General features: G+C 67.5%; 12 protein-coding genes and 1 pseudogene. 7 read left to right on the top strand and 6 right to left on the bottom strand.

From position 1 onward, the window contains the following. Positions 1-15: 15 nt before the first annotated feature. The 3 genes from priA to LXX_RS07855 all read left to right on the top strand — a co-directional run bounded on the left by priA (position 16) and on the right by LXX_RS07855 (position 2,698). On the top strand, positions 16-762 hold the full coding sequence (gene priA / locus LXX_RS07865) for a bifunctional 1-(5-phosphoribosyl)-5-((5-phosphoribosylamino)methylideneamino)imidazole-4-carboxamide isomerase/phosphoribosylanthranilate isomerase PriA (RefSeq protein WP_011186370.1): 747 nt from the start codon (positions 16-18) through the stop codon (positions 760-762). Next, entirely contained in the window at positions 746-1,606 is an 861-nt protein-coding gene (locus LXX_RS07860) for an SseB family protein (protein WP_011186369.1), read from the top strand. The genes priA and LXX_RS07860 overlap by 17 nt, the downstream gene beginning before the upstream one ends. A 432-nt stretch (positions 1,607-2,038) precedes the next feature. Next, positions 2,039-2,698: a hypothetical protein gene (locus LXX_RS07855; RefSeq protein WP_041767617.1), complete on the top strand. Its 660-nt coding sequence runs from the start codon at positions 2,039-2,041 to the stop codon at positions 2,696-2,698. Positions 2,699-2,759: 61 nt separating this feature from the next. On the opposite strand, the gene LXX_RS07850 is transcribed toward LXX_RS07855, so the two are convergent. From LXX_RS07850 to LXX_RS16240, 4 genes are all read right to left on the bottom strand, one after another. After that, complete coding sequence (locus LXX_RS07850; RefSeq protein ID WP_223227743.1) at positions 2,760-3,779, bottom strand: IS30 family transposase; 1,020 nt, start codon at positions 3,777-3,779, stop codon at positions 2,760-2,762. Continuing rightward, the gene (locus tag LXX_RS16800) at positions 3,719-4,174 is read right to left on the bottom strand and encodes a transposase (protein ID WP_223227607.1); all 456 of its coding nucleotides are present in this window, start codon (positions 4,172-4,174) and stop codon (positions 3,719-3,721) included. The genes LXX_RS07850 and LXX_RS16800 overlap by 61 nt, the downstream gene beginning before the upstream one ends. 81 nt (positions 4,175-4,255) lie before the next feature. Continuing rightward, on the bottom strand, positions 4,256-4,789 hold the full coding sequence (locus tag LXX_RS07845) for a hypothetical protein (protein WP_041767616.1): 534 nt from the start codon (positions 4,787-4,789) through the stop codon (positions 4,256-4,258). A gap of 68 nt (positions 4,790-4,857) precedes the next feature. Further along, on the bottom strand, positions 4,858-4,989 hold the full coding sequence (locus tag LXX_RS16240; protein WP_011186368.1) for a hypothetical protein: 132 nt from the start codon (positions 4,987-4,989) through the stop codon (positions 4,858-4,860). A gap of 846 nt (positions 4,990-5,835) precedes the next feature. Here LXX_RS16240 and LXX_RS07835 point away from each other — a divergent pair. The 4 genes and pseudogenes from LXX_RS07835 (at position 5,836) to LXX_RS07820 (ending at position 12,103) form a co-directional block, all read left to right on the top strand. Beyond that, positions 5,836-9,340: pseudogene (locus LXX_RS07835) on the top strand (TM0106 family RecB-like putative nuclease). A gap of 120 nt (positions 9,341-9,460) precedes the next feature. Then, a complete protein-coding gene (locus LXX_RS07830) occupies positions 9,461-10,417 on the top strand; it encodes a MetQ/NlpA family ABC transporter substrate-binding protein (protein WP_041767614.1) in 957 nt (318 codons plus the stop codon). A 4-nt stretch (positions 10,418-10,421) separates the two neighbouring features. Further along, complete coding sequence (locus tag LXX_RS07825) at positions 10,422-11,444, top strand: methionine ABC transporter ATP-binding protein (RefSeq protein WP_011186365.1); 1,023 nt, start codon at positions 10,422-10,424, stop codon at positions 11,442-11,444. A 14-nt stretch (positions 11,445-11,458) separates the two neighbouring features. Then, a complete protein-coding gene (locus tag LXX_RS07820) occupies positions 11,459-12,103 on the top strand; it encodes a methionine ABC transporter permease (protein ID WP_011186364.1) in 645 nt (214 codons plus the stop codon). A gap of 54 nt (positions 12,104-12,157) precedes the next feature. On the opposite strand, the gene LXX_RS07815 is transcribed toward LXX_RS07820, so the two are convergent. Continuing rightward, positions 12,158-13,201 carry an MFS transporter gene (locus LXX_RS07815; protein ID WP_370558447.1) on the bottom strand — a complete coding sequence of 348 codons (1,044 nt, stop codon included), beginning with the start codon at positions 13,199-13,201 and terminating at the stop codon, positions 12,158-12,160. Beyond that, a complete protein-coding gene (locus tag LXX_RS16795; protein WP_370558446.1) occupies positions 13,198-13,407 on the bottom strand; it encodes a hypothetical protein in 210 nt (69 codons plus the stop codon). Before LXX_RS16795 ends, LXX_RS07815 begins: the two co-directional genes overlap by 4 nt. Positions 13,408-13,518: the final 111 nt, after the last annotated feature.

Here is a 13,518-nt window from a genome sequence, read left to right as displayed (position 1 = left end):
GAACAAGGAAATACAGTGAGCGAATTCAACAACAGGCCCCGGCTCGTCCTGCTTCCGGCGGTGGATGTGGCCGACGGCAAGGCCGTCCGGCTGACCCAGGGCGCCGCCGGCAGCGAGACCAGCTACGGCGATCCGGTGGACGCGGCCGCCGAGTGGGCGGATGCGGGCGCGGAGTGGATTCACCTGGTGGATCTGGATGCCGCGTTCGGGCGCGGCGACAACCGCGGTCTGCTCAAGAGAGTCATCCGGCAAACGAAAGGGGTCAAGATCGAGCTCTCCGGCGGCATCCGCGACGACGATTCGCTCGAGCACGCGCTGGAGATCGGCGCGACCCGTGTCAACCTCGGCACGGCCGCGCTGGAGAACCCCGAGTGGGCGTCCCACGTGATCGGTCAGTATGGCGAGGCGATCGCCGTGGGCTTGGACGTGCGCGGAACGACGCTCGCCGCTCGCGGCTGGACCCGCGAGGGCGGCGACCTCTGGCAGGTCCTCGAACGCCTGGAGGAGGCGGGCTGCGCCCGCTACGTCGTCACCGACGTCACGAAGGACGGCGCGCTGAAGGGTCCGAACCTCGATCTGCTCCGTCAGGTGGTGGAGCGCACCGAGCGCCCGGTCGTCGCCTCCGGCGGCATCGCGAGCCTGGACGACATTGCCGCGCTCCGCGAGCTGGTCTCGCTCGGGGTGGAGGGTGCGATCGTGGGGAAGGCGCTCTACTCGGGCGCGTTTACGCTGCCCGAGGCACTGGATGTCGCGGGACACTGACGAGCCGGAGGAACCTCCGGCGGCGTCGAGGCATCCGGAGTCCCCCGCGCCGAACCCGGCGGGCGCTGAGCGGCTGGCCGGGTTCGCGGCTGTCCTCGCCGACTCGGCGGGTCAACCGTGGGAGGGGCGGGAGTTCGGCGACAACCCCTACGGCGGGGACGACGGCGCCGCCCCGGCGGCATTGCTCGGGGCGCTAGCCGCTTTCCGGGCTGGTGAGGTCGGCGCGGAGGCCGTGGTGGAGGCGGTGCGCACCTCGCGTGTGCTCATCCCGCTGGTCGCCGAGCGGGGCGAGGAGGGCGAATCCGGCGCCGGGCTGGTCGTCGACAAAACGCAGGAGCTGTCCATCGTGACCGTCGCCGGTCCGGACGGGCGGACGGTGCTCCCGGTGTTCTCTTCGGTGACCGCGATGCACACGTGGAATCCCGCGGCGCGTCCGGTGCCGGCGGCGGGTCCGCGGGCGGCGCTGGCGGCGGCGTCCGCGGAAACGGAGGTCGTGGTGCTCGACCCGGCCTCGGAGACGGAGTTCGTGCTGCGGCGGCCGGCCGTCTGGGCGCTCGCGCAGGGGCGTCCGTGGCTGCCGAGCCATCGGGACCCCGCCGTGGTCGAGGCGTTCCGCACCTCCATCGGCTCTGAGCTGGGCGTGCTCGATGTGCGGCTCACGTCCGGAGACCCGGACCACCGGCTCCGCGGAGAGGAGCTTCTGGTCCGGCTGGAACTGACCGGCGGTCTCACGGAGAAGGAGCTGGACGTTCTGCTCGCCCGGCTGGCGCAGCGCTGGGCGGCGGATGAGGCGATCGCGACGCGCGTGGACTCGCTGCGGGTGCAGCTCACCTCGGGCGCGTAGCCGGCCTCCACCCCTCCCGCTGCTCGCTCTGCTCTCCGCGACGGCGGGGCGCTCCTCCTGCTGGTATGACGCCCACGCCGGGCAGCATGCGGACATTGCCCTGAACATCACCGGGTACACGTGAAAACACGTCCAGCATGACGGACCAGTCCTTTGTCACTATGACGTCCTGCCTGCGACCAGTGCGAAAGCAAGTTGGAACCTCGACTTGAACCGGCCCTGTATCAACTACGCATGTTGGCAACGTGCGCTATTCGTTTCTGCCGAATTGGCCTCAATCACCGAGGCCCCACACAATGCATGCTTGGTTTCTATATGAATTCACATGTTGCGATAGCCATCCGAAGATGGCGATCAGAGGGCTTGGTCGCGTCTTGTTGATCTGATGCCCTCGCGGCATTATGCATAATGAAATGAGGATCAATTGAAACGGTGGAAGAGTCTCTGCTCGCGAGCAGCGTCGCGCTTGGCTTGCTGCTTGGGGGTGCGACTGCTGCCAACGCTTCGGAAGAGCCCGGCGTGAAATTGGTGATTCAACACGGGGAAACCTGGGTTGATGTGGACATGGACGCTCTCGAAGCGGCGACTCTCGATCTTGACGCTCCGACCGAGCCTGTGGAGGGGACGCGCACGCCGCGTCTGATTGACTGGAACCAGTGGTTCGGATGCTACTCGCTCAATAACGAAAATGATGTCTTCAAGTACTACTGGTTTCCGTGGGACGGCCGTCTGAACGCAGTCAACCTGAAGTGTGGCAACTCGAGCTATGGGTACAAGCACATCCGTGAACGGCATGAATCGCAGTGGCAGGATGTTCTGAACACAGCTCGGGAACGAGGATGGCAGTCCGCCCAGTACGGTGTCGAGTCCTGGGATGACCTGATTTCCGGAGTCACCAGCGGTGTCGTCGCTGACCCGGGCCCGGGTCTGACGAAGTATCCGACCTCCAACAAGTGGTGCACGAAGACCACCTTTGGACTCTGGGACAGCGCACAGAAAGCGATTATCTACGAGTTCGGTGTCGAAACCGCTTGGGCATCGGATAGCGACAGGCTGATCACGTCCTTCCCGTCGACACGCAAGGTCTGCTGAACACAAAAGGGGGTCGGCGTCATTGCTCGGGCGGATTCCAGTGGTTGTTGCAACACGACGATTAGCTGGCGAGTAGTTTAGCGAGGCGTTCGGCTGGGGTTTCCCAGCCGAGCGTTTTGCGTGGGCGGGTGTTGAGCTCGTGGGCGACGTTCGTCAGGTCGGTTGCGGTGAATCGGGCGAGGTCTGTTCCCTTTCCCTTGGGGAAGTATTGGCGAAGGAGTCCGTTGGTGTTCTCGTTGCTGCCGCGTTGCCAGGGACTCGCGGGGTCGCAGAAGTAGACCGGGATGTCGGTGGCTATCGTGAACGACTTGTGAGCTGCCATTTCCGAGCCCTGGTCCCAGGTGATCGAGCGACGGAGTTCGCGTGGGAGTGTCTTGACGGCGCTGATCAGTCCGTCCCGGACGGATTCTGCGGTGCGATCGATGGGGAGATGGATCAGCATCACGAACCGGGTGGAGCGTTCCACGAGGGTGCCGATGGCGCTGTTGCGGTGTCCGCCGATGATGAGGTCGCCTTCCCAATGTCCGGGAACGGCGCGGTCCTCGATTTCGGCGGGACGGTCGGAGATCATTACCATCGGATCCGCGAAACGATGTCTGCGAGCGGCGCCAGAACGATGCGGTTTCCGCTTGGCCCGGCCGGTCCGCAGCACCATCGTGAGCTCGCGGCGGAGTTGTCCACGGCCCTGCACGTAGAAGGCTTGATAGATCGTCTCGTGCGCCACGCGCATCTCCGCATCGCCGGGGAACTCGCGGATCAGCGACCGGCTGATCTGCTCCGGCGACCAACGTAGCGTCAGCTTCCGTTGAACGTAACTGCGCAGCTGCGGATTGCGGACCAGCCTCGTGGCTTTCGGTCGCGGTCGGCGGCTGGCCGCTTTCCGATGCGCCACGTATGGATGGTAGCCGCCCTCTCCAGGAAGCTGATTCCGGCGAATCTCTCGACTGATCGTCGACACCGAGCGACCAAGCTTGGCCGCGACCCGACACAACGAAAGGCCGGCCCTGGTCAGGTCCCGGATCAGCTCACGCTCCTGCAGGGAGAGGAATCGTGGGTGGAGTGCGGCTTCGAGCGAACGCATCGACGCCCGCTGAACAGGATCAACAACGACAGGCACCCTGTCTTTGTAATCGACCACGCGACCATCTGGATAAATGCGTCGCCCGTTCGACTGTCCCAGAGGTATCCCGTGTTCGGGCTGATTCCGACTCGTCCCACCGCTTCGCGGCGCGAGAGCCCGCTGCTCCGCAGCTCCAGGTACTCGTCCTTGCATGGGTGCGCGCTCATGCCGCCGCCGGTGTAGCCGTGACTAGCCAGGCCCGCCTTGCGAACCCATTGCGCGCACGTCGCGGGGTTGAACCCTAGCTCCCTCGCCGCGATCGTCGTACTCCTGGACTCCTTGAAAATGACGAAGAAGGCTTCACGCTCCGCCTGGGTGTACTTCCTCTTCCCCGCACTGCGCCTTAAACGGGACACGGTCCTTGCAACTCCTAGAAACTCCAGATGTTGCAACAACCGCTAGAACCCAAGCTCGCAATGCGCCGACCCCCTTTGTCATCAACCGGTTCGATGCTCGACAACGACGTCAGCTGTATCCCAGACCTCCTGAGCCAGCCAGGCAGCAAGTTCGTCTCCACGCGCTGCCCATCTGATGTACTGTTCCATCTCGCGCCAACCGTCGCCCGGCCCGACGGCGGCTTCCCACTCGTCGTACCAACGCCGCAACGCCCTATCGAGCTGGTCACTGAGCCCATAGTCATCGGGCGTTGCAGTGTAACCAGCTTGTGAGTCCCAAAGCGGCCAGGGGTGACCGTGATCAGGAAAGAACCTGATCGTGTGCAGTTCCCCAGCGCGCCTCTTTGCGCTCCGGGCGATCGTCGCCTCGACCGTTGAGAAGGCTGGCACCAAAAGCTCTTCCTGTGTAATCGGGTCAACAACCCGAGCCCACTCGGTCTCCTGATGCGTCAGCTTCTCGGATTCCATAAGAATCAGGCTATCGTCATCTGCAATAGCCGGAGCTGTCTTGACCTCGACCGCGGTATGGGCAAACCGGTGGTGGCGCATCCGCGCGATCAGTTTGCGCCAGTCCACTGCGGTTCTGACAGGGGCCCAGAAGAGGCGCGCCTGGCGACGTTTGTCGCATCGCCAAGGGGCCGACCTCATCGTTTCCGAACGCTCGCGGCGGCGAGGTTGTGCCAGGTCGAGGCGGTGGTGGGTGCGATGCCGAGGAGGCGCGCGGCGACAGTGATGATGGCGGCGCTGGAGGCTTGATGCGCTCGGCTCGGGGTCACGCCGAGGTTCCGAAGCGCCGCAGCCAGGGCCGTATGCGCCAGCAGCGGGCGGCCATGGAACGGCCCAGGGAACACCCAGGCAGCATCCTCGTGCAGGAAAGCAATACCATCGGCCAGATGCAGCGACGCAGCCCCATGCGGGTGTGATCTCGCCACCAAGACTCCCATCTAACGCGAACAAACCGCATTAAACGCGATGATATCGGCCGGGTGCAAATCACATCAGCAATGCAGGCGGCTGGCGCAACACACTGCGCATCCGTGAACCCCCTTAGAACTCTCGTCTACTGCAATTCCGCGTATTTCTCCTGCTAGCTAATCTTTGCAATAACTAACTCTGCATCGAAAGAAGGGTCGGCGCTGTGGAAATGAGAGCATCTCGACACCCCAAGGTGATTTCAGCCACTCTGATCGTGGCCTGCGTGTTGACTTTTTGTTCTGTCGCCTTATACGCGGTTGCGGAAGGCCTACGCGCCGATGCGACAGGCACTAGTGCGAATTCCCTGCTATTGTTCCTTGGTGGAGGGCTGGGGTTAGCCTTGCTCGTCGCATCTATCTGGTACTCCATTGGGGCAGGCAAGAAGCAATAATCGCCAACTGCTGGTACTTCAAAGTGCGGTAGGCATGGAGAAAGTTCTTCATGCCTACCGCCTTTCTGTAGCTTGATGGCAGTAGCGCCGCTCGGTTCGCTTGACCCCGCCGGAGTCGCCGCTCTGGACCAGGACGAGCTGATCGCCGCGATGTAGCGGCCACCGGCCGTCCGAGGAGAACAAATTCCATCCGCCCGCTGTCGGTGGTCGCCGGTACCTCCGACAGGAGCGCCGGGCCGGTGCGGAAGGGGGGCGCGTGTTTCTGCTCGATGGCGTCATCGTCACCAGTGCGAGCGACCTCACCGAAGCGTCGACGTGTGAGTTCGCCTTCCTGCGCTCGCTGGATGTGAAGCTCCGGCGGCGGGAGAAGACGGAGGAAGCCGAAGACCCGATGTACGTGCGGTCGTCGCGGCTGGGCGACGAGCACGAGCAGCGCATCCTGGAGCGTTACCGCGAACGGTTCGGCCCGGGTGTCGCGGAGATCGGACGGCCGGAGCGGCTGACCGCCGAGACGCTGGCGGAGGCGGTCGCGCACACGGCGGGGGCGTTCGAGCGCGGGGCGGAGATCGTGTTCCAGGCGACGTTCTTCGACGGGGCTTTCGTCGGGTTCGCCGACTTCGTGGCGCGGCTCCCCGATGGCCGCTTACCGCGTTCAGGACTCGAAGCTCGCCCGCAGCGCACGGGTCACGGCCCTGTTGCAGCTGGCCGCCTACGCCGATCAACTGCGGCGGGCGGGCGTCGCGGTCGACGAGACCGTCGAACTGCTGCTGGGCGACGGCTCGGTGAGCGAGCACCGGCTCTCCGATATCGAGCCGGTGTACCGCAAGCGGCGTACACGGCTGCTCTCGATCGTCCGGGAGCACATCGCCGACGAGGGATCGGTGGCCTGGGGAGACCCCCGCTTCGCCGTCTGCGGGCGATGCGCCACCTGCGACGCGGAGATCCAGGCGACCCGGGATGTGCTGCTGGTCGCGGGGATGCGCATCGCGCACCGCGAGCGCCTGATCGCGGCTGGGCTCCCCACGATCGACGCGCTCGCCGCCGCGGAGGGGCCGGTCGACGGCATCCCGGAGGGGACACTGTCCGGGCTCCGCGAGCAGGCCCGGCTGCAGCTGAACGCGGAGCCGGGTGAGCCGCCGCCCATCCGGGTCTTCAACGCGCCCGTGCTCGCCGTGCTGCCGCATCCCGACGAGGGCGACCTCTTCTTCGATTTCGAGGGCGATCCGCTGTACACCGAGGGGCCGGGGGAGCGCTGGGGGCTCGACTACCTCTTTGGCACCGTGGACGCCGAAGCCCGGTTCACCGCGTTCTGGGCCCATGACTTCGCGGCGGGTCGGGCTGCACTGGAAGAGTTCCTCGCGTATGTGCGGGAGCGCCGGAAGCGGTGTCCCGGACTGCACATCTACCACTACGCGGCCTACGAGCAGACCCACCTGCTGTCGATCGCCGCGCGGCACGGTGTTGGCGAGGAGGAGGTCGACGCCCTGCTGCGGGAGGGCGTGCTGGTCGACCTCTACCCCCTCGTGCGCAAGGCTGTGCGGGTCGGGTCGCGATCGTACTCGATCAAGAAGCTCGAGCCGCTGTACATGGGCGGCGAACTGCGCGAGAGCGAGGTCACCACCGGAGCGGACTCGATCGCGGAGTACGCGAACGCCCGTGACCTGCTCGCGCTCGGCCGCACGGCGGAGGCGCAGTCGCTCCTCGACGCGCTCGCCGACTACAACCGCTACGACTGCCTCTCGACGCTCCGGCTGCGGGACTGGCTGATCGAGCGAGCCCGCGAGAATGGCGTCCCGATAGGGGCGGCGCCGATGGAGGAGCCGGAGCCCGCGCCGGACGAGTCGCCGCTCCGGGCCGGGCTGCTGGCGTTCGCGGGGGACCCACTCGACCCCCACCGGTCGGCCGACCGTGAGGCGATGGCGCTCGCGGCCGCGGCCATCGACTTCCACCGACGCGAGCGGAAGAGCTTCTGGCAAGCCCACTTCGCCCGGCTCATCCAGCCGATCGACGAGTGGGCGGACACGCGGGATCTGCTGGTCATGGAGACCGCGAGCGTGCTGCGCGACTGGTACGCGGACGAGGGGCAGCGTGTCGAGCGCCGTGACCTGCTGCTCAGCGGGCAGTGGGGTGCGGGCAGTGCGGTGCGGGTCTCGGAGCGCGCCGGACCGGCGCTGCTCTACGAGTATCCGGGGCCGTTCCGGCAGCCGCGGGCACAGCCGGGCGCGCGGACGGTTCGGACGGTCGCAGTGATCGAGGCGCGCGACGATGGATCGGTCGTCGTGCGGGAGACACTGCCGGCGGGCGTTCCGCCGTATGCGGCGCTGCCGAGCGCGCTCGCCCCGGCGCCACCGCCGGATGCGCGCCGACTGGCCGAGGCGGTGCGCGAGTGGGGGACACAGCTGCTCATCGCCCGGAACCATCGAACCTGGCCGGTGCAGGCGGCGGTTGACCTGCTGCGGCGGACCCCGCCGCGGACCCGGAGCGGAGGGCTTGCGCCGGAAGCCGGCGGGGATGCGCGCGGAGAGGGCGATCGGCGCGTCGAGGCCGTCGTGGCGAGTCTGCTCGACCTGGACCGGTCCTACCTGGCGGTGCAGGGCCCGCCGGGAACGGGGAAATCCTCGCTTGGAGCGCGGGTGATCGGGCGGCTGGTCGCCGAGCGCGGCTGGCGGATCGGGGTGGTGGCGCAGTCGCACACTGTGGTCGAGAACCTGCTGGACCGTGTGGTGGCGACCGGGCTGGATGCCGGGCTGGTGGGGAAGACCCCGTCGGCGTCGGCGCGCGGGGTGGCGTCTCGCGCACCGGCTTTCACCGTGCTCCCCGCCGACGGACAGCTCGCTTTCGCAGAGGAGCGTGCGGCGAGCGGGTACGTGCTCGGCGGCACCGCGTGGGACTTCGCGAACGCGGCTCGGGTGCCCCGGGGGTCGCTCGACCTGCTCGTGGTCGACGGGGCGGGGCAGTTCTCGCTCGCTTCGACCATCGCGGTGGGGGTGGCGGCCCGGAACCTGCTGCTGCTCGGGGACCCGCAGCAGCTGCCGCAGGTGAGCCAGGGGCGGCATCCCGAACCGATCGACGGCTCCGCTCTCGGGCGGGTGAGCGCGGGCCACCAGGTGCTGCCGCCGGAATACGGCTACTTCCTGGCGGAGACACGGCGGATGCGGCCTGAGCTGGTGCGCGCGGTCTCGGTCCTGTCGTATGAGGGCTGGCTGCGGGCGCACCCGGCTGCGCGGGAGCTGCAGCTCCACGGGGTCGAACCGGGGCTGCATCCCGTCGCGGTCCGGCACACCGGGAACGCGACGGCGTCGCCCGAGGAGGAGGCGGTCGTGGCGGATCTGATCGGGGAGCTCGTCGGGCGGTCGTGGACGGACGCGGGGGCCGGCCGGTACGATGACCCTCTCGGCGAGGCGGATGTGATCGTCGTGACGCCCTACAACGCGCAACTCGCGGAGGTGAGAGCGGCTGTGGAAGCGGCCGGATTCGCCGGAGTCCGGGTCGGGACGGTGGACAAGTTCCAGGGCCAGGAGGCGGTGGTCGCGATTGTGTCGCTGGCGGTGTCCTCGACGGCCGAGGCGCCGCGGGGGATGTCGTTCCTGCTGATGAAGAACCGGCTGAATGTCGCCGTCTCGCGCGCGAAGTGGGCCGCGTACCTCGTCCACTTGCCCGAGCTGACCGAGTTCCTGCCGACGACACCGGCGGGGGTCGGGGATCTGAGCACGTTCATCCGGCTGGTGGAGGGCGAGACGGGCACAGAGCCCTCCGGCTGACAGGCCCCTCATCGTCACATTTCGGAACCCGTCTTGACCACCTCTCTCCGTCTTGGGAAGCTCGAAGGGCCGCCAACCGCACGCCGGCATCCCTCACCCCTTCACGAGAGAGGCACAGCCATGCCCGACGCCACCCCGCCCGTTCCGACGCTGCCCGCGCTTCCGGAGAAGCCGAAGGGCTCGAAGACCGGCTGGTTCGTCGGGGCCGGCATCGCCGTCGTCGCGGCGATCGTGGCCGTCGTGCTCGTCGTCGTCAACCTGGCCGGCTCCTCCAACCCGGCGGGCTCGACGGTGACGGTGAGGATCGGCACGACCGAGCAGGCGGCTCCGTACTGGCCCATCCTGAAGAAGAAGGCCGCAGAGAACGGCATCGACCTCCAGGTGGTCGGGTTCCGCGACTACACGCAGGCGAACCCGGCGCTCGCGAACGGCCAGCTCGATCTGAACCTCTTCCAGCACCTGCAGTTCCTCGCGAACTACGATGTGCAGTCCGCCCAGAACCTCGTCCCGCTCGCGTCCACGCTGGTCGTGCCGCTCCCGCTGTACTCGAAGAAGTACGCCTCAGTGGACGCCATTCCGCGGGGCAGCGAGATCGCCATCCCGAACGACCCGACCAACCAGGCGCGGGCGCTCCTCGTGCTGCAGGACGCCGGCCTGCTCACCCTGAAGGGCGGCGGCAGCGCGCTCGCGACGCCGGCGGACATCGACGCCACTGTTTCCACGGTCACGGTGACGCCGGTGGACGCCGCCCAGACCGCCCCGGCGCTGGATTCGGCCGCTGCCGCGATCGTCAACAACAACTTCGCCCTCACGGCGGGCCTCGACTCCAAGAAGGCACTCTTCCAGGACGACCCCACGAGCGAGGCCGCCGAGCCGTACATCAACGCGTTCGTCGCCCGCGCCGCGGACAAGGACAACAAGACCTACCTCAAGGTCGCCGAGCTGTACCACACCAAGGCGGTGCAGGACGCAGTGCTCGCTGAGTCGAAGAACACCGCTGTCATCGCGGAGAAGCCGCAATCGCAGCTCATCGCGATCCTCGACCGGCTCAAGAGGTCCATCGAGGCGGCGAAGTAGCTCCGTGGCGGCACATATCGAGTTCCGCGGCGTCACCAAGAGCTTCGGTTCCGGTGACACGCCCGCCGCGCTGGACGGTCTCGATCTGACGATCGACCGCGGGGAGATCTTTTGCATCATCGGGTATTCGGGGGCCGGGAAGAGCACGCTGGTGCGGCTCATCAACGCCCTCGAACATCCCTCCTCCGGCTCCGTGGTCGTGGACGGCCGTGACCTCACCGCTCTGCGCGAGCGCGAACTGTGCGGTGTTCGGGCGGGCATCGGGATGATCTTCCAGCAGTTCAATCTGTTCCGCTCCCGCACGGTGTTCGGCAACATCGCCTATCCGCTGAAGATCGCGGGCTGGCCGGCGGACAAGCGCAAGCAGCGCGTGGCCGAACTGCTCGCGTTCGTCGGGCTGACGGAGAAGGCGTGGGCCTACCCCGAACAGCTCTCGGGCGGCCAGAAGCAGCGCGTTGGGATCGCCCGCGCGCTGGCGACGAACCCCGGCATTCTGCTCGCCGACGAGGCGACTAGTTCGCTCGATCCGGAGACGACGGCGGATGTGCTCGCCCTGCTGAAGCGGGTGAACGCGGAACTGGGCGTGACGATCGTTGTAATCACGCATGAGATGGAGGTGGTCCGCTCGATCGCGGACCGTGTGGCGGTCCTCGAGGCGGGGCGCGTCATCGAAACCGGAACAGTGTTCGAGGTGTTCTCGAACCCGCAGACGACGACCGCTCGGCGTTTCGTCGGCACCGTGCTCCGTAACCAGCCCGGGGCGGCGGATGTGGAACGTCTGCGCGGCAAACATTCCGGCCGGATCGTGTCGGCGCGCATCCAGGACGACGGCCGGCTCGGCTCGGTGCTCTCCGATGCGGTGGGCCGGCACTGTGTGCGGTTCGAGATCGTCTACGGCGGGATCTCCGCTCTGCAAGGCCGCTCGTTCGGCAGCCTCACGCTCGAGCTGATCGGCGAGCCCGCCGATGTGGACGCCCTGATCGCCGACCTCCGCGGCGCTACCGAGATCGAGGAGGTGGCGGCGTGAACGACGGCTGGACGATGCTGCTGCCGGTCTACGGGACCGCTATCGTCCAGACCCTGTGGATGGTCGCGGCGACGCTTCTGCTCGGCGGTGTGCTGGGCCTCGCGCTCGGCGTCCTGCTGTACACCACCCGGCCCGGCGGGCTGCTGGCGAAACGGTGGCTGTCGACCACGCTCAACATCGTGGTCAATTTCGTCCGGCCGATCCCGTTCATCATCTTCATGACGGCCGTCGCGCCGCTCACACAGCTGGTGCTCGGGACTTTCCTGGGGACGCCCGCGGCGATCTTCCCGATGACGATCGCGGCGACGTTCGGGATCTCCCGGATCGTGGAGCAGAACCTCGTGACCATCGACCCCGGCGTGATCGATGCGGCGCGGGCGATGGGGTCCGGCCCGTGGCGGATCATCGCGACGCTGCTGATCCCCGAAGCGCTGGGGCCGCTCATCCTGGGCTACACCTTCGTCTTCGTTGCGATCGTGGATCTGTCGGCTGTGGCGGGCAGTCTGGGCGGCGGCGGACTCGGGGACTTCGCCATCCAGTACGGTTACCAGCGCTACAACTGGGTGGTCACCTGGGTCGCGGTGCTGACGATCGTGGTGCTTGTGCAGCTGGCGCAGTTCCTCGGGAACCGGCTGGCGCAGAAGGCTCTGCGGCGCTGACCCGGGTTTGCACGCGGCCGTCGGCGCATCCGTGCGCTGACCGGCGTCCGCTCGTCACGGTGTCGGCCGCAGCGCGTCGTAGCTGCGGAACCCGCGCTGCGCGCGCACGACGGTCGCGACCAGCACGGCGATGACCAGCCCGCCGAGCAGGGGCGGGAACCACAGTGCGCCGGTCAGAGCCAGAACGCCGATGTACAGATCGCCGAGCTGGGGCCCGCCGGTCACGACGACCGTGAACACGCCCTGCAACCGGCCGCGCATAGCATCCGGTGCGGAGGCTTGCAGGATGGTCATCCGGAAGATCGCGCTCACATTGTCGGCGGCGTCCGAGGCCGCGAGCAGCAGGGCAGCGAGGACCAGGGCGGGGAGGTTGGCCTCCACGATCGACGTGTTCTCACCCTGCGTGCCGGTCAGCGCGACGATGGCCAGTACGATGCCGAAGCCCAGGATGGCGGCGCCGTAAGCGACGATAGCCCGCTCGACCGCGCGGCCCTGCCAGCGGACCTGGCCGAGGCGGCCGGAGAACACTCTCGAGACGAGTGTCCCCACCGCGCCGGCGGCGGTCAGGAGCCCGACCGTCACGGGTCCGCCGCCGATGAGCAGCGCGCCGACGGCGGGGAAGAGGGCGCGTGGCTGCCCGAAGGTCATGGCGATGGCATCGAGCACGAATGTCATCCCGAGGTTCGGCGCTGTGCGCAGGAACCGCAGACCCTCGAGCACAGAGGCGAGGCCGGCGTTCTGTCTTTCCCCCTCCGGGACGATGGGCGGGAGGGTGAGGATGCCGAGGAAGGCCGCGCTGAAGAGCAGAACATCCACCGTGTAGGTCCACGGGATGCCGACGCTCGCGACCAGGAGGCCGGCGAGGGCGGTCCCCACGGTGACCATGACGCCCATGCTGATGCCGTTCAGCGCGCTTGCCACGGGCAGCAGCAGGGCCGGGAGCAGCCGCGGCGTGATGGCCTGCCGAGTGCTCCCGATCATCACCGTCGCGACCGCGTTGATGGTGGTGAGGAGGTAGAACGGCCAGACCTCCTGGATGCCGAACCAGGCGAAGATCGCGATCCCGACGGTGGACGCCCAGGCCGCGACCGCGGTCACGAGGGCGACTTTGCGACGGTCGAAGGCGTCCGCGAGCCCCCGCCGTAGAGGCCGAACACGATCATCGTGAGCAGCGCGAACAGAGCGATCAGCGAGACGGCGAGTGTCGAGTGCGTGAGCTCGTAGATGTGGAGGCCGACCGCGACGATGGTCATCTGGCCGCCGACACCGGCAATGGCTCCGCCCAGCCAGAGGCGGGCGAACACGGGCGACTCCCTCAGCGGCGCGAGATCGGCGAAGTGCCGGCGGTGCGCCAGAGCGGTCTCGCCGGGCTCCTCCGGGAGGTAGGCTCCGGGCTCTGCCCTCGGTCGGGGTTC

Origin of the sequence: Leifsonia xyli subsp. xyli str. CTCB07 (genome assembly GCF_000007665.1) — a bacterium.
GTDB lineage: Bacteria > Actinomycetota > Actinomycetes > Actinomycetales > Microbacteriaceae > Leifsonia > Leifsonia xyli_C.
This window is presented reverse-complemented; position numbering and strand designations above follow the sequence as displayed.